We start from the raw sequence: 20,362 nt of genomic DNA on the forward strand, positions 1-20,362 counted from the left end.
TCCTTATACATACTTTGGAGAATATAGTTGTGAAACTTCCACAGAAGGCGACCATGTACCCACTTTGCTCCATAGATACAAGGAAAAGCAAGAGGGAGGCCTTAAGTCCCCCCCTTGCTTTTCTGTATGGTTGTCCATATTAGAAGCGTTCAGTGTATCACCCAGACAAACGTATTTGCTGAATGTATGCACTCGCTATCTTACTTACCGCTTGTATCTGTACCTTCACCTGTTGTTGTATCTTTGTCGGTTCCAGTTGTTCCTTGATCCGTTTTGGTATCCGTACCCGCATCGGTTTTTTCACCCTCAGTACCTTTTTCCGTTCCTGTACCGGTTGTGCCTTCAGTTGTGCCTTCTTCAGCTTTGTCTGTTTTCGGCAGTTTTACTTCTTTTACGATTTTGTCCAGTTCACTGGTCATGAATGTGTCGATCTCAGCAGCGGCCAATTGACTTTTCAGTGTTTCTTTTTGTTCAGCAGTCAATTTCGTGTAGTCCGCTTCTGTACGTTTTTCTACTTTCATGATGTGATAACCATATTCAGTCTCTACAGGATCACTGATTTTGTTCAATGGCAGTGTTTTAGCAGCTTCTTTGAACGCATCTACCCAGCTGGCTACAGGTGTATCTTCATACAAGCCGCCTTTTTCTGCAGAACCTGTGTCTTCGGAGTATTTCTTCGCGATTTCAGCAAAGTCTGCTCCGCCGTCCAATTTCGCTTTCACTTCTTTCGCAAGTTTCAGAGCATCTTCCTTTTTACGCTCTTTTTGCGTTTTTGGATCAGTGAAATTGATCAGTACATGACGAACAGACGCCGTTGTGAACTGATCTTTATTTTTCTCAAATTCAGCTTTAATCGCATCTTCAGTAACGCCAGTTTCTTTATCCTTAATTACCGTCATGATGCGAGTCATGTAATCCTTAATGTTCTGGTCTGTCAGATTCTGAGCTTTCAGCATCTCAGTCCATTGGTCAGCTTGAACAGAAGCTTTCATTTTGTCGAATTGCTCTGTCGCTGTTTTGGCACCCTCGGTTTTGGCTGCATCACTTGCTTTTCCACTCAAATATTCATAAGCAACTTCCTGTTTTACCAGGTACTCCTTGAAATCATCCATATCCATCATTTGTGCATATTCCGGATAGAGGAATTTCATGACCCGTTGCTCCATGTCGAATTCATTGGCTGTAATTGTACCGCCATCATACGTAGCGACTACAGCACTTGTATCCTTCGGTTCTGTTTTCGCTTCTTCCTTCTTGCCACAAGCAGCAAGCAGTGATAAGGACAGTACTGCTACCATACTCACAGACAGTACTTTCCCTACTTTTTTATACTTTGCTAACATCCTTTAGTTCCCCCTTTGATTTAAAAGCACTTTTCATGGACTCCAGAAATTTCTCTACCAGCTCCATCAGTTGCTTGTCCCCAAGCCCTTTGCCCTTGACATGAATAAGCATATGGGGTCCTTGTTCAAATTGTACACGTCTTTCGAACTGATTTCCAATGTGTGCGATTTTTGAGAGCTCAAATGCATGTTCTCGGCCTTCGTAGAACTTCACTGTAAGATCATCTCCGCGTTGGGAGATTGATTCAATACCGTAGATCTTGCCATAGACTTTCATTCTGGCCACCGCCAGCAGATTGATCACGGCTTCCGGCAGATCTCCGAATCGGTCAACCAATTCGTCTTCCAGTTCCATTGCATCGTCGAAGGAGGCAATAACCGCCACTTTTTTATAAATTTCAATCTTCTGAATACTGTCATAAATATAATCAGACGGCAAGTACGCATCGATACTGAGATCCAGTGTTGTGTTCCACTGATCGGATGGCACCGGCTCTTCGCCGAGCATCGTAACTTTGCGTTTGTTAATTTCCTCTGCCAGCATCTGAGAATATAGATCGAATCCGACAGACGCAATAAAGCCGTGCTGTTCAGCTCCGAGCAGATTACCCGCGCCGCGGATCGACAAATCACGCATCGCGATCTTGAATCCCGAACCCAGTTCGGTGAATTCCTTAATCGATTGCAGACGTTTCTCAGCAACTTCGGTCAGCACTTTGTCCCGTTGGTACGTGAAATAGGCATACGCGATCCGGTTGGAACGTCCCACCCGTCCACGCAGCTGGTACAGCTGGGAGAGCCCCATTTTGTCCGCGTCATGCACGATCAGAGTATTTACGTTAGGAATATCCACCCCGGTCTCGATGATGCTAGTGCTGACGAGTACGTCGTACTCACCATCCAAGAAGTCCAGAATGGTCTTCTCCAGCTCCGTTTCCGACATCTGGCCATGTCCCACACCAACCTTGGCCTCAGGCACCAATTCGGAAATTTCCGCAGCCATCTCCTGAATTCCCTGAACACGGTTATACAAGTAGTAGACCTGACCGCCACGAGCCAATTCACGTTCAATCGCTTCACGAACAAGTGCCTGACTGTGTTCAACGACATACGTCTGTACCGGAAAACGGTTTTCTGGCGGAGTCTCAATAACCGACAGATCCCGAACGCCCAGCATGGACATGTGAAGGGTACGCGGAATCGGCGTTGCTGTCAGTGTCAGCACGTCCACGTTTGTCTTCAGCTTTTTCAGCTTTTCCTTGTGCGTTACACCAAAGCGCTGCTCTTCATCTACAATTAACAGCCCAAGATCCTTGAAGACTAGATCCTGTGACAACAACCGATGGGTACCGATGACGATATCGACGGTGCCTGCCTTAATACCTTTGGCCGTCTCGTTCTGTTCTTTACGTGAACGAAATCGGCTAAGTACATGAATGTTGAATGGATAACCCGAGAAACGCTCACGGAACGTTTCATAATGCTGCTGCGCCAAAATGGTTGTAGGGACTAATACAGCAACCTGTTTCCCCTCAATGGCAGCTTTAAATGCAGCACGGATTGCAACCTCGGTTTTGCCGTAACCGACATCCCCACACAATAAACGGTCCATCGGACGATTTTGTTCCATATCCTTCTTGATTTCTTCGATGGCACGCACCTGATCACGTGTCTCATCATAAGGGAACATATCCTCGAACTCCTGCTGTTCCGCAGAGTCTTTGTCGAAGCCAAAACCTTTTGACGTCTGACGTTCCGCATAAAGCTTGATTAGATCATCAGCAATATCCTGTACAGATGTGCGGACTTTATTTTTAACCCGTGTCCACTCATTGCCGCCCAGCTTATATATTTTCGGCTCTTTCTCTTCCGAACCGACATATTTCTGAATTAGATCAATCTGCTCAATCGGTACAGACAGTTTGTCTCCACCTGCATAGAGAATATGCATGTAGTCCTTGTGAATACCGCCAACCTCAAGTGTGCCGATCCCGAGATACTTACCAATCCCGTGATTCTGGTGAACGACATAATCGCCCACTTTCAGCTCACTATAGGATTTAATTCGTTCAGCATTGTCCACATTGCGAATCGGTTTGCGTACTTTGCGCTGCTTCTGTGAGAACATCTCGCCTTCGGTGACGACAGCCAGATGAATAGAAGGCATTTCAAAACCCGTTTGCAAGTTGCCAATAAGCATCTCCGGCTCAGGGATATCATAGTCCATGAGTACCCGGCGCATCCGATCAAGTCTTTCCTCACCGTTAGCCAGCATGAGCACCTGAACTCCGGCTTTCTGCCAGCGCTCCATCTCTGCTTTGAGCACGTTCATCTGACCATGGAAGTCCTGCATTCCACGGCTGATAAAGTTGAGGATATTCTGCGGCTGGGTATGAGGAACCTGACGCAAAAAGATGGACATAAACAGCGTCTGGAATGGACGTTCATATATCAGATCATCCCCATCGGCCGACAGATGCAGGTCTGGAAGGGTCTTCCCGTTTTGCATCAAATGCAGATTCCACTCCGACTCATCTCGGTCAAGCTGTTTCGACGTCTCTGCGAGCCTTGCTGGCTCGTCGAGTACAAGCAACGTATCTTCTGGCATGTAGTCGTAGATCGTCTTGTTCTCCGGATAGAGCGGTGAAATATATTTATACATTTCGGAGAAATACACATGCTCCCGCAGAAGTTCGATCTCGCGATGAATTTCTTCTCGCAGACGCAGCTTTGCCTGCCGGTCCGTCATTTTCTCCAACTGTTGGTCAAGCAAAATAACGGCCGCATCCGCAGCCTTCTCCATACGTTCACGATCTGCAATTAACTCTTTGCACGGCAGAACCGTTACTTCGTCAATTCGTTCAATGGAACGCTGATCTGCAGGATCAAATGTACGAATGGAATCGATCTCATCGTCGAATAATTCCACACGATACGCAATGGACGATGTGACTGGATAGAAATCAATAATTCCTCCACGCACGCTCATCTCACCGCGTGATTCTACACGCTCTACACGTTCATATCCGAGCTTCACCATCTCCAGCAGGAATGAATCCAACTCGAGCGTATTGCCTTGTTTAATTGTAATCTGAGCATTAGCCATCACTTCTGGAAGTGGAACATAGCGCCGTACCCCGGAAAACGGGATAACAACAACGCCCCTAAATCCCTGGGCGCAACGGACCAACACGTCAATACGCTGACCCAATGTTTCCGGACTGGAAACAGCAGCTTCAGCGGCAACAAGTTCGTTGGCAGGATAGAGCAACACCTGATCAGGTGAAAGCGCTTCCTGTAAATCTTCTGCGATTTTTTGAGCGGAAAACATATTGTGTGTCACAACGAGCAGGGGTCTGTTCATTTCCTGATGTAGAGCAGCCAGCATAATCTGACGCGCCGAACCGGATAAGCCCGAAACCAATTGCTCTTTCATGCCGGATGTAATCCCGGCCGTAATGGACCCGAAGTCCGGATCTTTGGAAAAAGCCTGTATAAGTGCTTGTAACAAAAGGGGCACCTCTCTTATAACTTACTTGAGTATCTCACGCATGCGCGCAGGTTCACCACATTAAAAATTGGATACAAATTCCTTTTTGTCCTGTTTCATCATAAAGGATTAATCGCTACTTTGCCACATCCGTTTGATGTGGCTGGGGGCTAATTTGGATATAGTCTGGTTTCATCCCAACTGAAAAGAAGCCTCAGCAGGCTGCCAAGGCTATAAAGGTGGAGCGGTATTCCGCAGCCGCCATCATCTGTCATAAGTTCTTGCTGCGGGCGAGTTAATTATTGAAGCGGACTCGCAAGCAGGCTCAGCTCAGGATTGAACTCCAGAGCTTCTTTGCAATAATCACATGTAATCCGAACGGTTATATCGCCACCGGAATTATACGCTATTATATCCCTCCGCTCGTCGGGGGTCAAGAAATGAAAGCCCAATTGCGCTTCCGTTATCCGGGCAGAATCGATTCGTCCAATAAAAGTACGGCAATGCCTACACACATAATTCACTGACATGTTTATGCCTCCTGAACATGGTTTATACGTCCAGTATGCCCATTAAGACCGAATCGAACCCGAATCTTGATCATTTTTCCAGTGTCACTTGCAGCGGTTCATCCGTTGAACTTTGCCATCGTCTGCTCAAACGTATGATCCAGACTATATTCCAATGCATCACAGGTCTGTTCGATCGTTTGATCGAGCGCTTCCTTTTCGTTTTTCATAAACTTCGACAGTACGTAGTCTACAATGGCATGTCCCGGTTCTGGTCGGGATATTCCCATCCGTACCCGGTTAAACTGCTGTGTACCGGTATGCTGGATAATGGATTTGATTCCATTGTGACCACCTGCACTGCCCTGGTAACGCAATCTGACTTTGCCTGTTTCCGTGTCCATGTCGTCGTAGACGACAATCAGGTCTTCCAGACTAACTTTATAAAAGTCCATATAAGCCCTTACCGACTCACCGGACAGGTTCATAAACGTCATTGGTTTAATCAGCACCGTTTTGACGCCATCAATTACACCTTCTCCAATGAGCGCCTTGCATTTGCTCTGCGTTATAGAGATATTATGGCGCTCTGCAAGTCGATCAAGTGCCATAAAGCCAATATTATGACGGGTTTTAGCGTAGTTCGGGCCTGGATTTCCGAGGCCGACAATCCACTTCATCTTGTTCCCTCCTTCGGATCAGCCTAAGGTGAAGCATAGACTTCGAATGTTATATTTCATATAATATCAACAAAGTGAGATTCGAATTGGTTATATAATTTGAACTAAAGAGTATTTACACTGGCACTCCGATGACAGAACAACTTTCCGATCGCTGTTATCCCCGGATTTTTTTGATTTCTTTATGAAAAGGTGAAAATCTGGGGATAAAGGCGCACGCTTCGCTTCTTCAAGTTATTTCTGTCCTCTCCGTTATCGTGTAAATGTTTAGTTGATCTTATATAGTGTTTACATTTATTATTTCATCAACCCAGGAAGGTGAGCGGGTTTTGCGCGAAGACAACGGACAACTGACTCAACATAGCGATTTTATCTATCATCTGGAATATCATATACCTGTACAGGTATATGACCGCGACACCCATATTGAGATCGGACTAATCACACGTTTCGATAATCAATTTGTCGAAATTGCCGACACTCTTTTTCATCGGCGCCGGTTCCGTTTTATCTCCCGCCCCGGATACTAGAAATCCGGCAGGCAACTGCTTCACTTCCAATATAACGGAACGCCGACAGGGGTTACATTTTCCATTGATCCGGAAAACGTAACCCCTCTACTACTTTATGCAGACATCCTTATTCAATTTCAAACAGCTTGCTGATTGACAATTCCTCATGAACCCGGATAATGGCTTCTCCGAGCAAAGGTGCTACAGACAACACTTTAAGTTTGCTTGTCGGGTTAGCATGCGTAATCGGAATGGTATCCGTTACGATAACTTCCTTCAGTGGTGCATTCTCCAAGCGTTCCATCGCAGGTCCGGACAATACTGGGTGAGTACAGCAAGCGTATACTTCCTTCACGCCGCCTTCCATCAGAGCATTCGCTCCCAATACAATCGTTCCCGCCGTATCAATGATGTCATCGATCAGAATTGCTGTTTTACCTTCGATGTTACCGATAATGTTCATCACTTCGCTGACGTTCGGCTCTGGACGACGTTTGTCGATAATTGCGAGAGGTGCATTCAGGAAGTCCGCCAGTTTCCGAGCGCGTACTACGCCGCCGTGGTCAGGCGATACAACAACCGGATTTTCGATCTGTTTCGAGCGGAAATATTGAGCCAAAATCGGCACGCCGAGCAGATGATCAACCGGAATATCGAAGAATCCTTGAATCTGCATTGCATGCAAGTCCATCGCGATTACACGGGTTGCACCCGCTTTTTCGATCAGATTGGCAACCAGTTTGGCTGTAATCGGGTCACGCGAACGGGCCTTACGGTCCTGTCTAGCATAGCCATAGTACGGAATAACGACGTTAATCGTCTTGGCAGATGCCCGTTTAAGTGCATCAATCATAACGAGCATTTCCATCAGGTTGTCATTAACCGGCAAGCAAGTAGACTGCACGATATAAACGTGACAGCCCCGAACACTCTCAGAGAGTTTCACTTGGATCTCACCATCACTAAAGCTAGTTGTGTGAGATTCACCCATAGGAATTCCGATATAATCAGCAATTTGATGGGCAAGCTTGGGGTTAGAATTGCAAGTAAATATTTTTAATTTCGAATCAAAATAAGTCATAAAATAAAAACCCTCCGTGCTGGTTCATTGGAATCTATAAGCGTCTGCGACATGTCGGCACCCCCCGATGTTCGGGAGGCAATTCTTAATATCAATACCCCTTATTCGGGTTTGGCATTTTGTTTCTTGGCTTTGGCACGACCACGGATTTTCTCCGCATATCCAGGTTTGTTCTCCTGGCGTGGGCGGGCAATCGCGAGATCATTGTCGGGAACTGAATGGGTAACGGTAGAGCCCGCAACAACATATGCGCCTTTTCCTACCGTGACAGGTGCAATCAGATTGACATTGCTGCCTACGAACGCATCGTCTTCAATCGTCGTTACAGCTTTATTATATCCATCATAATTCACCGTTATTGCCCCGCATCCAACATTTACGTTTTTCCCTACTTTAGCATCCCCAATATAACTGAGATGAGATACTTTGGAGCCTTCATCAATTGTAGCATTTTTCACTTCAACAAAGTCACCAATTTTTACTTTACGGCCCAGTTTGGTACCTGGACGCAAATAAGCAAATGGACCTACAGTTGCTTCTGATCCAACCTCGGCTTGTGACAGTACAGAATGCTTAATTGTAACCCCATCCTGAATGATACTGTCTTCCACATCTGCCTGAGGACCAATATGGCATGCTTCACCAATGGTAGTTGTACCTTTGAGTATGGTACCCGGATACAATACTGTATCTGATCCAATGGTAACATCCGCCCCGATATATGTCGATGCCGGATCGATGATTGTAACACCGTTCAACATATGTTTTACCGCCAAACGTTCACGCATGAACGCTTCTGCTTGTGAAAGAGCAAGTCGATCATTAACTCCGATGGATTCCGCGATGTCATCTGACATGTAGGCTTCCACCACTTCTCCATCATTACGGAAAATGCCAACCACGTCAGTGAGATAGTACTCTCCCTGAGCATTCTGGTTCGTCACTTTCTCCAGCGCAGCGAACAACTTAGCATTATCGAAGCAGTACGTACCTGTGTTGATCTCGTTCACAGCATCTTCCTGCTCCGTGCAATCCTTCTGTTCCACAATGCGCTGTACAGAACCATCTTCTCCGCGAATAACGCGGCCGTACCCTTTGGGATTGTCCAGTTCAGCTGTGAGTACCGTTGCTGCTGCTCCGCGGCTCTCATGGAGTTTCATCAGTCCTTCCAGCGTTTCGCTGGTCACAAGTGGTGTATCTCCACAGACAACGATGGTTGACCCTGCTTCACTGCCGAGCAGAGATTTAACCTGCTTCACCGCATGTCCTGTTCCCAATTGTTCAGCCTGAAGCACGTACTCTGCTCTGGAACCCAAAAATGACTGCACCGCTTCGGCACCGTGACCGACCACAACGACACTGCGTTCAACGCCTGCGCGAAGAGCTGCATCCAGCACGTGACCCACCATCGGTTTACCGCATACGGGATGCAGTACCTTGTACAATTTCGATTTCATTCGTTTGCCTTGCCCTGCCGCAAGAACGATTGCCATTCTTTTCAAAATTTACGACCTCCTGTTCTGAAAAACCCATCGTCTGACCTTACCTGTATATATCCGATGAGTAACGTTCAGCCGGCCCTGCGCCGGTCTTGTTCATCGCCTGCTGTCTCTGTAATCACGCGTAACAACGCGGACACCAACAAATCGTGACCTATATGTATACGCCGTGTACTTGCGAGCTTAACCGATTCCCATGATTCCTAGATGCCGCCCTGTTACCAAGCGCACGCTGCGCTTTTTGTTCTTTCAACATTTTGCAACATTTAAGCTGCGAAAATGCTCTTCTGTGAATAAACTCAATACTGAATATATCTTATTCCGGTCAAAAAGAAAAGAGAGCCATAAGACATGGCTCTCTTTTCCTTCGAACCCCAATAATGTTCTCAGGCACCTTCTTCAATGACTTCTTCCTCAGTTGCTGCGCGATCATACTCAGTCAAAACAGCTGCTTGAATCTTCTCGCGAGTACCGGAAGAGATCGGGTGGGCGATATCACGGAATTCTCCGTCAGGAGTCCGCTTGCTCGGCATAGCAACAAACATTCCGTTATTGCCATCGATGACGCGAATGTCATGAACGACGAATTCGTTATCGATGGTAATGGATGCGATAGCCTTCATTCTCCCCTCAGAGTTAACACGGCGGAGTCTGACATCCGTAATTTGCATGTGTGTGTTCACCACCTTTTTCCATCAGAACTTGGTGTATAATTCCACACAGCACATACGAACTCCTTCTTTTTATAACCACAAAAATGTCCTAATTTCAGGAATTTTTTTATTTAATACACAATTCGACAATGTTAGTGCCAGGTCGATGGAAAAGAACCTTTCCCGACATGTAATTCGTCATGATTCTACAGGTCAAAATAGTTACCAGGCTTGACGGAAATGTGTCTGCTCTTCGCATCAACCGCCGTCAGCTTCGCCAGAGATATGTAATCCGTCAGCAGTCGTTCTTCCGAATCAACCGATCCAGATTCTACTAATACGCCTACCCCAGCTACCGTGGCATTAAACTCGGCCAATAGGTCGATCATCCCTTGGACGGTTCCCCCAGCTTTCATAAAATCATCTACAATGAGCACTCTGGAGTGCTCACGCATTGCCCTGCGAGATAGGGACATGGTATGTAGGCTTTTATGGGACCCGGATACATAATTGATACTTACGGCCGATCCTTCCGTAGCCTGATGGTCCCTGCGCACGAGCACTACAGGCAGGTTGAGCTGGGCTCCGGTCGCATAAGCAAGTGGAATCCCTTTGGTTTCGACCGTCATCACCACATCAATATTCATATTGCCAAAGGCCGTTGCAAAAATCTTGCCGGCTTCATTCATCAATGCGGGCTGTCCAAGCAGGTCGGACATGTACAGATATTCACCAGGGAGTATCCGATCCGGCTGCGCGAGCTGGGTAGAAAGTCGTTCTGCAAAAGCCAGTGCCAGTTCTCTGGACACCTTTGGAATCCACTTTACTCCCCCGGCTGCTCCAGCCAGTGTATGCAGTTCTCCCGAACCACCTTCTTCGAACACTTCCTTGATAATCGCCAAATCTTCACTGATCGACGACTTCGCAGCTCCATAGCGTTCGGCAAATGTAGTCAACGGAATAACCGTATGCGGTCTAGACAATAAGTACTGCGTCATTTCAACCAGCCTTGCGCTTCGTTTTAATTTCTTCACAGAGATCCATCCTCACGATCACGGAAAACATCCAAATCCGAATAATTATTTAAAAATATACCACCTTTATACGTGTTTGTACATTATAAAAGCGAATTTTAAGTTAGCATACGTACGGCATATACTTCTTTACAGAAGCCTCGTAGTCCATTGTATATCCGAGCAACCTTGGACTCCTTAGAGACCAGTCCAAACACAGTTGGACCGCTGCCTGACATTAATACTCCGTCTGCTCCAAGCCGAATCATGGCATCCTTCAGATGCTGAACTTCCGGATACAGCTTCAACGTTACGTCCTCAAGCACATTCCCCATCTGCCCGCACACTTCGGCAAAGGATTGGTTGCGAATGGCCTGCTCCATTTTGGCAGCACTCGGATGACGAACAATCTTGTCGCTACGGAAACGCCCATAGACATCGGCTGTAGACACATTAATCGGCGGCTTGGCCAAGATCACCCAACATTGCGGGGGATTCGGCATCGGTGTCAGCTTCTCCCCACGGCCTGTGGCGAGTGCTGTTCCGCCTGTAATGCAGAAAGGCACATCCGAGCCCAGTTCTGCTCCAAGTTCCTGCAGCTCTTGATCCGGAATGTTGAGACGCCAGAGGCGATTCAATCCACGCAGCGTTGCTGCTGCATCACTGCTGCCACCAGCAAGTCCGGCGGCCACCGGTATTTTTTTGTCCAGATGAATATGAACTCCGGTTTTCACGTCGTAACGCTCTTTGATAAGCCTGGCTGCCTGAAAAGCCAAGTTCTTCTCATCCAGGGGGATATATCCCGCCTGACTGGAGATAAAGATCGTGTCACGAGGCAGCTCAGACATTTCCAGTCGATCGGCAAGATCGACCATCGTCATGATCATCTCAACTTCGTGAAATCCATCTCTTCTTTTATGTAAAACGTCTAGCATCAAATTGATTTTAGCAGGCGCTTTTTCGTAAATTTTCAAGGCGTTCACCCGTCCTCACCTTTTCCCTAAGACAACTTAACATATTATATCAAAATGGGGCTGTCAAGTCATTTCTATTCCGCATCCATGGGGAAAAAGCGAGGTCATTCCTGCCGGATTGCCCCGCTCTCCAAACCGATTGAACCGGATTACGATTTGCGTGCCGCTTCTTCCGCAAGTTGAATGGCCCGTTTCACCATATTGCCCGCATCCTTCGCTTTGATCCCGCCCCAACCTTCCTTCTGGACGGTATCATAGAATCCTAGGTCTTTTGCCAGTTCATTCTTGAGTTCATCCGACATTACACTTCTTCTTCTCCGGCTCATGGGTCATCCTCCTCGAAATAGTTCATTCATGATAAGTCCATTTGTATCCGGGACTATTTGCCCCCAGGCCAAGAAAAATGCCTTGAACCTGTCCAAATAGTATGCCGCTTCTTCCCCAGACTCATTCCCGAATCATATATGCCTCTCCGATGAATCGAGCGGGATTATTGCAAAAATAAAAAAAGCGACCTGCCCAAGGGGGCAGAATCGCCGTAAATCGATACTTACGTCTCCATGTAGGAGCTATGCGTCTGGCTGCCTGGATCAAATACCATGACTTCCACCGATTCCGTAAGTATATCAGCATAACTGTAGGATACTCGCTTGAAAGTTTCTTGCTCCTCATCAAGCTTAACAATAAAAACAGAAGGGTACGTTTCTTCCAATACACCCGTACGCTCAATGGTCTTACGGCGGCCACCATTAGCCCGCAGCATAATTTTCTGACCGATATGTGCATCGAGATTGCGTTTGATATCCAATAGCGTATTTTTAGCCATTGTCGACGACCACCTCTTTTCTTGTCCATTATACCGGATTTTACAGTCATTGTCAAATCAAAACTAATTATTATATCAGTATCAAAAAGTTGTTGTCAATGAATTTTTTTGCAAACAAAAAAAGCCCCTAAATGGGACTTTCTTCTGCCATCATTAGACGGCTGATGGATTCACTTTTAACGTGGATAAATCGTTCAATCCGGGCAGACCTACCCGATAACTTCCCCGTGTCTCTACGCCGCCCACACCCTGGCTACCACTAATCGTGTTATGCAAAATGTCATTCATGTTCACCGTTTCCCGCACCGACGTGAAGGCTGCCTTAGCTGCCACATAGACCGGGTCCAGGGCATGAATGAGAATTCTTCCTGGTGAACTGGCAAAGTTCGCTCCAGCCCGCAGCAAGGCCTCAAAGTGGGACTGACACGCTCCAGCTACAATCGTGAGTGCATCGAGATGACGTTCATATTGCCTAGCCACCTGAATAGCGGATACAAAGTTCTGCGAATTCTTGTAGCTTCCCAGACTATATAAGTCATAGGGCTGTCGGGTCTTGAGTACCCCATCATGGCCAGTAATGACAACGATATCCGGACGCACTTTGGGCAGCAGACGATATAAAGTGTCCGCCATGGCAGACTCGTGTACATATTGACCCTCTGCGGGAACACGAAGCTGCTCATAAAGGTTCATGCTTTTTTTTAGATAATTAGGATCGCCATCCAAGTGCAGCACTTTGCCAGGCATCTCGAAATAAGCGGGTTCTTGTTGAACAGACCATTCCTGAACCAAACCTTCACGATTGCGCTCAGCCTGTTCCATTCGATTCTGCTGCAGGCGTGAGAGCGTCTGATGTGCCTTCACGTGGGCCTGCCTCGTCTTAGCACTCTGCGGTTCATAAGGAACCTGTATCAAATCGTCCACAGGGGAATCGGCTAACAGCCGGAACTCGGTCCCTTTAATGATGGCACCGTCCGACTGGAGGCCTTCCAACCGGAAAGTCACATCTCCACCGTATGACTTTCGAACGACCAAGTCTCCGATATTCATCAACATAATCACCTCTACCCCATCGTATGGGCAGAAACCCGGATTGGTTCATCCGAATTTTACAGAGCTGATCGTACCCCAGCTTCCCACATTACGGTACTGAGTGTCGCATACTCCTGCAGGCTCAATGTTTCTCCCCGTCTTGAAGGCTGAATACCGGCCTGCTCCAACAACTGATCAGCCTGTTCTCTGTTCTCCTTCGTGAAGAAACGGGCTTTCAGATTATTGGAGATGGTTTTTCTACGCTGCGCAAAGGAAGCCTGTACCACTTCGAAGTAATGTGCCTCGTCGGGAACTTCAACCGGTGGTTGTTCACGCACCTTTAACTTAATTACAGCCGATTCCACGTTAGGCTGCGGAATAAAGACCGTGGGCGGAACAATACAGACCAATTCCGGCATACTGTAGTACTGAACCGCAATGCTCAAACTGCCATAGTCCTTTGATCCTGGTGCAGCAGCCATGCGTTCAGCCACTTCCTTCTGGATCATGACCACGATGCTGTCTACAGGCAGCTTCTCTTCGAGCAGCTTCATCATGATTGGTGTCGTTACATAATAAGGCAGATTGGCTACAACACTCACTTTATCTACCGTTCCAAAATCGGTGCGGAACAACTCAGCTAGATCCAGCTTCAGCACATCCCCGTGATGCACACGAACGTTTGGATAAGGCTGCATCACTTCACCCAGAATCGGGATCAATCGCTGATCAATCTCTACAGCCGTTACAGGACCGGCTACCCGAGCCAGACGTTCTGTGAGTGCGCCGATCCCTGGCCCGATCTCAAGTGCGCCCTTGGACTCGTCCAGATCAGCTGCATTTACAATTTTGTTCAATATATTTTGATCGATCAGAAAGTTCTGACCTAAGCTCTTCTTGAATGAAAATCCGTGTCTTTGAATAATTTCTTTGGTTCGTTTGGGTGTTGCAATTTCTACGGTTTCTTCCATGCCTTTCATACGCTCACAATCCTTCACGTTCAATTTGCGATAATGCTTCGGAGAACTCTTCCCGGGTAATCTGGAATACACTCAACCGCTTGTGGAACTGTTTTCCATTGCAATAACCTATGCCCAGTAGATTGCCCATTTCCATACGACGTGCAGCAGCCTGTGGGTGCACAATCAGACCCGCCGCAATCAGATCCTCCCAATCGATCAAACTTGGTGCGCCTTCATATGACGTGTGTACACGTTCTAATGCATGACGAATCGCCTCCGGTGAAGCGTTCTCCACTCCGATGTCGCCTTTGCGCGTAGCATCTGCCTCCGGAATGAAAGCATGCTTGCAACCAGGTACTTTATTGGCGATGATTTTACGAATACGTTCACCAGCATGATCCGGGTCTGTCAGTACGATGACACCACGTCTCTCTTGAGCAAGTGCAATCCGCTTTAGAATGCGTTGGTTGATGGCCGACCCACCGGTCTCGATCGTATCTGCCTGAACCGCACGTCGAATGGCTACGGTGTCGTCACGGCCTTCTACCACGATCACTTCTTTTATCATGTTCCATTTCTTCCTTTCTAACGCAAAAAGAAGAGGAATATCCCTCTTCTCTGCCAAACGGCGGGGGAGACTGAATTCAGACCCCTCCGCCGCATATTCCGCATGAATCATTCATGCTTATATTTTATAGCATTCCCATTTCAAAGTAAAACGATTTTAGTTCGCTTCCGGCTTCACCGGACCAATCACATATACCGTCTTGCCTTTCTTCCGTCCGAAGTTCAGGGCATGCTTCACACTATCATAATACACATCAATTTTGTTGCCTTTAATGGCACCACCTGTGTCTTCCGCACGACGGAAGCCAAGGCCCTCGATATACACCCACCAGCCAATCGGAATGATTTTGGGATCAACCGCAATGGTACGTCCCTCAGTTACCCGAGTACCTGATGCTGTTTTTGTGCCGATACCGGGCTCTTCAGAAGAGTATGCCGTCATGGATACATTTTTCAACACTTTTGAATATTTAAAAGAACTGCCTGAGACGGTAATTACTTTGCTGCCCGAGGCAGCGGTTTTCTTCGAGTTCGTGGTTGTTGCTGTTTTTGTCGTGGAAGTCTGCGCCGATACCGTCTGAATCACTGGCTCTTTCACAACAGGTTTGGCTTTGGTACCAATGGCAATCACTTTATCGACGCGATTCGTTGCGACCGATTTACCCACCATTTTTTTGGAGACCAATTCTCCATCCTGAAACACTTTTTCAATATGCTGTACAAGTGTGCCTTCTTTACCGCTCACAACGACACGATTGTCGCCTTTGTACAAGCTAGGGTCAGCCGTTTTGATCACTTTATAAGCAATCGGATGTTCCACTTCCACCGTACGCTTTGTTACCCGCACTACACGGATTTTCATATCCGCTTCAATAGTGGTTCCAAGCGCCGGATATACTTTGTCTTCACTTGCAATCTGAATACCTGATTTTTTAATCGCATCTTTTACCGATGAATCGGTTGTATACAGAGTCTTGGTGTCCCCGTCTGCCGTAATATTAACTGGAACGGCCCGCTCAATAACGATGCGGTCTCCATCTGTGATAGCCCCATTCAAGGGCATGGATACCTGATCGTGAGGGCTGACTGTGATTGACTGCTCCTCCAGCATTTCCTGAAGCATTCCTGTACGAGTCTCTACCGCTTGAGCTTTGCCATCAATAACCAGTGAAATTTGTTTCCCGGCCTGACCGTAAACGACTAACAAGATCATGATTGTAAGCGCAATTGAGAAAATCGCGATCAATGCCATTTGACGCAAGTTCTCATGCTTCCACCGCAACGCGAAAGACTTACTGGATGATCGTGACTCATGGGTCTCTTCTGGTTGGAATGTGCCCACTTCTCCGTCCTCCTTCATAGCCTCGCCGTCTAAAGTAATGCATGATGTCTTTGACGCGACTATACCAAATTTTCTACAGAACACAGATCGGACCAACATAATCCGGTTCTGCACCATGAATCAATCTTCGCAACATGATGTCATCCTCCTGAATACTTACCGTATGATGACAGTATTTCTTTTATTCAAAAACAAAAAAGCCAAAGAAAGAGTTTAAGAGGAACTCTTTCGTGGCTTCCGAATGATTCTGAATATCGGAAATTCATGCACGAGGTTGCCTCTCTTTTTCCGCTTGCGAGGTTAGCTGTCGGGTTCGGGCGAAAGAGAGCCGCCCTATCTCCGGTCATCCGCTCATGGCGGACGCCCTTGAATTCACCCCGAGACCCAAAGAAGAAATCAAATACGGCTTCGCAGATTCATACGCTGCTTTTGGGTCAGCGCATGTTGCGCATCGGCTGCAATCACCGATGTTTAAGCCCTATTGGTTCCCCCGCTCTCCGTTAACGGAGACTCAGCGAGACTGATTCATGAAAGTAATGTTGTTTCATCGGAAAGTGTCCCTTTGTTCATCCCCCGAACATCTGTCCAATTTTCCGCACAACAATTCACTGAAAAGATGATATCCTGTTTCTATGCATGTTGTAAAGCGTTGTTCAAGTACGTTTTTCTAAATATTTGGTTAAAATATTGTAATATTCTTGATTTATTTGGATCAAAAAGCAAATTAACTCCGCCTAACTCACTTTTTCACCCGTTTTGCTCGATCTTTTAACGAATCCCAAATCGTTCCATGGCATTTTTGGTCGTTATTGCTGCAATTTCCTCTACCGAAATGCCTTTAATTTCCGCAGCTGCTTCTGCAACCAGACGTACATGCGCTGTCTCATTTCGTTTTCCACGATAAGGGTGCGGTGTCAAATAAGGAGCGTCCGTTTCGATGAAAAATCGGTCCATAGGAACCTTCTCAAGTACCTCTTTGGGTTGCTTTGCATTTTTGAACGTGATTGGCCCTCCGAAGGAAAGATGAAAGCCTAAATCCAGACACATTTTCGCAGTTTCCCAGCTGCCAGAGAAGGAATGCATGACACCGCCTACTTCTCCAGCTTTCTCTTCACGCAGAATCTTTACAATATCCTCATGCGCATCCCGGTTGTGAATGACAATCGGAATATTCAACTCACGGGCAAGACCAATCTGTTGTCGTAATACGCGATGTTGAACCTCTTTCGGGGAAGTGTCCCAGTAATAGTCTAGACCAATTTCACCGATGGCTACCACTTTTTCATGCTTGCATAAAGATGCAATCCATTCCAGATCACCCTCTTGCATTGTGATTGCATCCACTGGGTGCCAGCCTACGGCAGCATATATAAAATCATAGGTTTCAGCCAGCTTCATCGTGGTTGGAATGGTCTCCCGGTTAAAGCCCACATTAATCATGCGACCAACGCCTGCATCCACAGCACGCTGAATCATTTCCTCGCGGTCCTCGTCGAATTGTGGTGCATCCAGGTGTGTATGTGTGTCGAACAACATCATGCTGTATTTCTCCCTTCATGTCGAATAAACGACTATCTCTTTTTAATCCATCCTGCAGTCTTAACCAGAACATAACTATTGCTAAATTGGATCATGTTTTTTTATATTTCTTTCATTGTTTGTTGAGCACAACATGTAGAACGAACAAGTTCCTTCATATCTATATGTGCTCATTTTTAGGCAATCGGGTTGTATTCTAATTACTTTGATTACAAAATTATGTCGATCTACATGTACTCTCCATTAAAGCAGATTACTGTATCATGAAAAATAGCTCTTTTCGAAAGCTTTTTTGCATCATGATTCTTGAACAGCATTGCGCATCATTTATTGGGAGAAATAGGGGCGTATATGGGACGGTAATTCATGAACAATCGCATCCACCTTATTTTGCGGATAATACAAATGATGCTTTCCACGATGAAGACCACTGATTGAACGGACAATGTCGGACACCTCTGACAACTCATGTAACTTGTCTTGCCGATCAAGCAGCAGAATCTGCTTGTCCGTGGATTCATCCGGACGAAACACATCATACGGATTATCCGTTGGAAAATCAATTTCAAGATCATACTCGGGATTGAGACCGGCTACAGTGAAGGCTTCCCGAATCTCTTCAATCATGTTTACGTCGATCTGTTCAATCTCTACATACTTATATAATTTGCGATCTATAAATCGTTCGCATAACTCACTCAGAACAGCATCGTCCTCTTTGCGCCACTGCATAAATGCCGTCTGAATCAAAGCTTCGTCCAGTTGTAAATATTCATCCACCGATAGATCTCCAGCGAATAACTGGGGTAGTGGATCAATCATGAAGCGGAATTGAAAACCTTGCTGTATGAGACTTTTTGCCCGCTTAAAAATTTGCCGCAATATAATTTCCGAACTTCGGGTAACCGGATGAAAGTAAATTTGCCAGTACATCTGGTACCTGGACATCAAGTAATCCTCCACGGCGTGCATGCCCGACTCCTTGACCACAATTCGTCCGTGATATGGACGCAGCATACGCAAGATACGGTCAAGGTCAATCGTCCCATAGTTTACACCTGTAAAGTAGGCATCCCGAAGCAAGTAATCCATGCGGTCCGCATCGAGCGGACTGGTAACCAAATTAACGACAATAGGTTGCTCATACGTTTTTTGAATAACAGAAGCCACTTTCTCGGGAAAATCAGGAGCATACCGTCTTAAGATCGCCCCTACTTCGGTATCACCTGTAATGATCCGACAAGTCCAATCCTCATGATTCATATCGAAAGCTTCTTCTATAGAGTGAGAGAATGGCCCATGTCCAAGATCATGGAGCAATGCTGCACAAAGGGCTACCGTTTTTTCCTCCTTTGGCCAATCTGAATAGTGACTTCTTTCGAATTGGGAAATAATCTTACGCGTAATTTCGTATACGCCCAAGGAATGTGAGAAGCGGCTGTGCTCTGCACCATGGAAAGTAAGAAATGATGTTCCCAATTGACGGATTCGGCGTAAACGTTGAAACTCAGGCGTGTTGATCAACTGCCATATAATCGGATCTTGCACATGGATATAATTATGTACCGGATCTTTAAACACCTTTTCTTCCGTTAAACGCTGTTCCATGTCTATTCACTCCTTTAAATATCGTTTGTATTTGTCGCTTTTCAGTATAATAGCACCAAGGATTCGACACACTTTGACGAATCTTGTCGAATAAGGTAGTTTTGTCGTTTTCCAAATCGACAAAGATGACATTGATGTTTAAATACGAAAAATGGCTTCCAATCCCTTACCACTCGTAATCTTATCAAAAACAGCCTTTATTTTAAGCTAATTTTAAGGTTGACTGTTTTGGGAATCGTTGGTATGATGAGTATCATAAAACATAAAATAATGTCGAATAATGACAATGATCGTTAGCTGAGAGGAGCACTGATTATAATGATGAAATCAACAGGTATTGTAAGAAAAGTGGATGAACTGGGACGGGTAGTTATTCCAATCGAATTGCGCCGTACGCTCGGTATTGGTGAAAAGGATGCTCTTGAGATCTATGTTGACGGCGAGCGCATCATGTTGAAAAAATACGAACCAGCTTGTATCTTCTGTGGCAATGCAGAGAACGTTACTTATTTCAAAGGTAAAATTGTTTGTAACGAATGTATTTCCGAAATCCCTGCACCTGTGACAAAATAAGAAATATCAGGTATAATGGTCTTATTAAATTGTTATTTCTAACCTTTTTATATTCCTTGATCGCCTTCCCGGTGTGAACCCCACCGCTGGAAGGTATTTTTTTGCTTTATTATTGGTTTTCATTACCCAAAAAATTGGGCTACGAGTCTGTTCAACTCC

19 protein-coding genes and 1 riboswitch are annotated in these 20,362 nt (G+C 46.1%); of the genes, 2 read left to right on the plus strand and 17 right to left on the minus strand.

All coding sequences use genetic code 11. From position 1 onward, the window contains the following. Nucleotides 1-200: 200 nt before the first annotated feature. The 4 genes from CRO25_RS31025 to pth form a co-directional block, all read right to left on the minus strand. Nucleotides 201-1,343, minus strand: a complete 1,143-nt coding sequence (locus CRO25_RS31025; RefSeq protein ID WP_063567550.1) for a peptidylprolyl isomerase — start codon at nucleotides 1,341-1,343, stop codon at nucleotides 201-203. Then, a complete protein-coding gene (mfd, locus tag CRO25_RS31030) occupies nucleotides 1,327-4,854 on the minus strand; it encodes a transcription-repair coupling factor (protein ID WP_076292118.1) in 3,528 nt (1,175 codons plus the stop codon). The genes CRO25_RS31025 and mfd overlap by 17 nt, the downstream gene beginning before the upstream one ends. Nucleotides 4,855-5,132: 278 nt before the next feature. Continuing rightward, nucleotides 5,133-5,363, minus strand: coding sequence for an anti-sigma-F factor Fin family protein (locus CRO25_RS31035; protein ID WP_024633714.1), 231 nt, complete (start codon nucleotides 5,361-5,363; stop codon nucleotides 5,133-5,135). 98 nt (nucleotides 5,364-5,461) lie between these two features. Next, nucleotides 5,462-6,022: an aminoacyl-tRNA hydrolase gene (pth, locus tag CRO25_RS31040; protein ID WP_079697631.1), complete on the minus strand. Its 561-nt coding sequence runs from the start codon at nucleotides 6,020-6,022 to the stop codon at nucleotides 5,462-5,464. Between the two features lie 329 nt (nucleotides 6,023-6,351). Between pth and CRO25_RS31045 the strand changes: the two genes are divergently transcribed. After that, on the plus strand, nucleotides 6,352-6,552 hold the full coding sequence (locus CRO25_RS31045) for a hypothetical protein (RefSeq protein WP_064641977.1): 201 nt from the start codon (nucleotides 6,352-6,354) through the stop codon (nucleotides 6,550-6,552). A gap of 109 nt (nucleotides 6,553-6,661) precedes the next feature. Here CRO25_RS31045 and CRO25_RS31050 read toward each other — a convergent pair whose 3' ends face one another. The 13 genes from CRO25_RS31050 to CRO25_RS31110 all read right to left on the minus strand — a co-directional run bounded on the left by CRO25_RS31050 (nucleotide 6,662) and on the right by CRO25_RS31110 (nucleotide 19,630). Next, nucleotides 6,662-7,615, minus strand: coding sequence for a ribose-phosphate diphosphokinase (locus CRO25_RS31050; protein WP_017691370.1), 954 nt, complete (start codon nucleotides 7,613-7,615; stop codon nucleotides 6,662-6,664). A 101-nt stretch (nucleotides 7,616-7,716) separates the two neighbouring features. After that, nucleotides 7,717-9,108: a bifunctional UDP-N-acetylglucosamine diphosphorylase/glucosamine-1-phosphate N-acetyltransferase GlmU gene (gene glmU, locus CRO25_RS31055; protein ID WP_371121682.1), complete on the minus strand. Its 1,392-nt coding sequence runs from the start codon at nucleotides 9,106-9,108 to the stop codon at nucleotides 7,717-7,719. Between the two features lie 392 nt (nucleotides 9,109-9,500). Next, on the minus strand, nucleotides 9,501-9,785 hold the full coding sequence (gene spoVG / locus CRO25_RS31060) for a septation regulator SpoVG (RefSeq protein WP_017691372.1): 285 nt from the start codon (nucleotides 9,783-9,785) through the stop codon (nucleotides 9,501-9,503). 188 nt (nucleotides 9,786-9,973) lie between these two features. Next, a complete protein-coding gene (purR, locus tag CRO25_RS31065) occupies nucleotides 9,974-10,801 on the minus strand; it encodes a pur operon repressor (protein WP_064641410.1) in 828 nt (275 codons plus the stop codon). Between the two features lie 98 nt (nucleotides 10,802-10,899). After that, a complete protein-coding gene (ispE, locus tag CRO25_RS31070) occupies nucleotides 10,900-11,754 on the minus strand; it encodes a 4-(cytidine 5'-diphospho)-2-C-methyl-D-erythritol kinase (protein WP_063567568.1) in 855 nt (284 codons plus the stop codon). 149 nt (nucleotides 11,755-11,903) lie between these two features. Beyond that, nucleotides 11,904-12,080: a small, acid-soluble spore protein, alpha/beta type gene (locus CRO25_RS31075; RefSeq protein WP_079697632.1), complete on the minus strand. Its 177-nt coding sequence runs from the start codon at nucleotides 12,078-12,080 to the stop codon at nucleotides 11,904-11,906. Nucleotides 12,081-12,304: 224 nt separating this feature from the next. After that, entirely contained in the window at nucleotides 12,305-12,580 is a 276-nt protein-coding gene (gene veg / locus CRO25_RS31080; protein WP_053778931.1) for a biofilm formation stimulator Veg, read from the minus strand. 153 nt (nucleotides 12,581-12,733) lie between these two features. After that, nucleotides 12,734-13,630, minus strand: coding sequence for a sporulation peptidase YabG (gene yabG / locus CRO25_RS31085; protein ID WP_079697633.1), 897 nt, complete (start codon nucleotides 13,628-13,630; stop codon nucleotides 12,734-12,736). Between the two features lie 59 nt (nucleotides 13,631-13,689). Continuing rightward, entirely contained in the window at nucleotides 13,690-14,592 is a 903-nt protein-coding gene (gene rsmA / locus CRO25_RS31090) for a 16S rRNA (adenine(1518)-N(6)/adenine(1519)-N(6))-dimethyltransferase RsmA (protein ID WP_079697634.1), read from the minus strand. Between the two features lie 4 nt (nucleotides 14,593-14,596). Further along, nucleotides 14,597-15,142 carry a ribonuclease M5 gene (rnmV, locus tag CRO25_RS31095; protein WP_079697635.1) on the minus strand — a complete coding sequence of 182 codons (546 nt, stop codon included), beginning with the start codon at nucleotides 15,140-15,142 and terminating at the stop codon, nucleotides 14,597-14,599. A 156-nt stretch (nucleotides 15,143-15,298) separates the two neighbouring features. Then, nucleotides 15,299-16,483 carry a 3D domain-containing protein gene (locus CRO25_RS31100; RefSeq protein ID WP_063567543.1) on the minus strand — a complete coding sequence of 395 codons (1,185 nt, stop codon included), beginning with the start codon at nucleotides 16,481-16,483 and terminating at the stop codon, nucleotides 15,299-15,301. A 273-nt stretch (nucleotides 16,484-16,756) separates the two neighbouring features. Continuing rightward, nucleotides 16,757-17,010, minus strand: a riboswitch (cyclic di-AMP (ydaO/yuaA leader). 241 nt (nucleotides 17,011-17,251) lie between these two features. Further along, nucleotides 17,252-18,022 (minus strand): TatD family hydrolase, encoded by a 771-nt coding sequence (locus tag CRO25_RS31105; protein WP_179132320.1) that lies wholly within the window; start codon nucleotides 18,020-18,022, stop codon nucleotides 17,252-17,254. Nucleotides 18,023-18,349: 327 nt separating this feature from the next. Further along, on the minus strand, nucleotides 18,350-19,630 hold the full coding sequence (locus tag CRO25_RS31110; protein ID WP_079697636.1) for an HD domain-containing protein: 1,281 nt from the start codon (nucleotides 19,628-19,630) through the stop codon (nucleotides 18,350-18,352). A gap of 318 nt (nucleotides 19,631-19,948) precedes the next feature. Between CRO25_RS31110 and CRO25_RS31115 the strand changes: the two genes are divergently transcribed. Further along, nucleotides 19,949-20,203 carry an AbrB/MazE/SpoVT family DNA-binding domain-containing protein gene (locus CRO25_RS31115; protein WP_024633700.1) on the plus strand — a complete coding sequence of 85 codons (255 nt, stop codon included), beginning with the start codon at nucleotides 19,949-19,951 and terminating at the stop codon, nucleotides 20,201-20,203. Nucleotides 20,204-20,362 lie beyond the last annotated feature (159 nt).

This window comes from Paenibacillus sp. RU5M, from assembly GCF_900221055.1.
GTDB classification, from domain to species: Bacteria; Bacillota; Bacilli; order Paenibacillales; family Paenibacillaceae; genus Paenibacillus; species Paenibacillus marchantiae.

Excerpts from the sequence above, each read along its gene's own strand:
- CRO25_RS31025 (WP_063567550.1), bottom strand. The coding sequence starts at position 1,343 with ATGTTAGCAAAGTATAAAAAAGTAGGGAAAGTACTGTCTGTGAGTATG.
- CRO25_RS31035 (WP_024633714.1), bottom strand. The coding sequence starts at position 5,363 with ATGTCAGTGAATTATGTGTGTAGGCATTGCCGTACTTTTATTGGACGA.
- pth (WP_079697631.1), bottom strand. The coding sequence starts at position 6,022 with ATGAAGTGGATTGTCGGCCTCGGAAATCCAGGCCCGAACTACGCTAAA.
- CRO25_RS31050 (WP_017691370.1), bottom strand. The coding sequence starts at position 7,615 with ATGACTTATTTTGATTCGAAATTAAAAATATTTACTTGCAATTCTAAC.
- glmU (WP_371121682.1), bottom strand. The coding sequence starts at position 9,108 with ATGGCAATCGTTCTTGCGGCAGGGCAAGGCAAACGAATGAAATCGAAA.
- spoVG (WP_017691372.1), bottom strand. The coding sequence starts at position 9,785 with ATGCAAATTACGGATGTCAGACTCCGCCGTGTTAACTCTGAGGGGAGA.
- CRO25_RS31075 (WP_079697632.1), bottom strand. The coding sequence starts at position 12,080 with ATGAGCCGGAGAAGAAGAAGTGTAATGTCGGATGAACTCAAGAATGAA.
- veg (WP_053778931.1), bottom strand. The coding sequence starts at position 12,580 with ATGGCTAAAAATACGCTATTGGATATCAAACGCAATCTCGATGCACAT.
- yabG (WP_079697633.1), bottom strand. The coding sequence starts at position 13,630 with ATGAATATCGGAGACTTGGTCGTTCGAAAGTCATACGGTGGAGATGTG.
- rsmA (WP_079697634.1), bottom strand. The coding sequence starts at position 14,592 with ATGAAAGGCATGGAAGAAACCGTAGAAATTGCAACACCCAAACGAACC.
- rnmV (WP_079697635.1), bottom strand. The coding sequence starts at position 15,142 with ATGATAAAAGAAGTGATCGTGGTAGAAGGCCGTGACGACACCGTAGCC.
- CRO25_RS31105 (WP_179132320.1), bottom strand. The coding sequence starts at position 18,022 with ATGATGTTGTTCGACACACATACACACCTGGATGCACCACAATTCGAC.
- CRO25_RS31110 (WP_079697636.1), bottom strand. The coding sequence starts at position 19,630 with ATGGAACAGCGTTTAACGGAAGAAAAGGTGTTTAAAGATCCGGTACAT.
- CRO25_RS31115 (WP_024633700.1), top strand. The coding sequence starts at position 19,949 with ATGATGAAATCAACAGGTATTGTAAGAAAAGTGGATGAACTGGGACGG.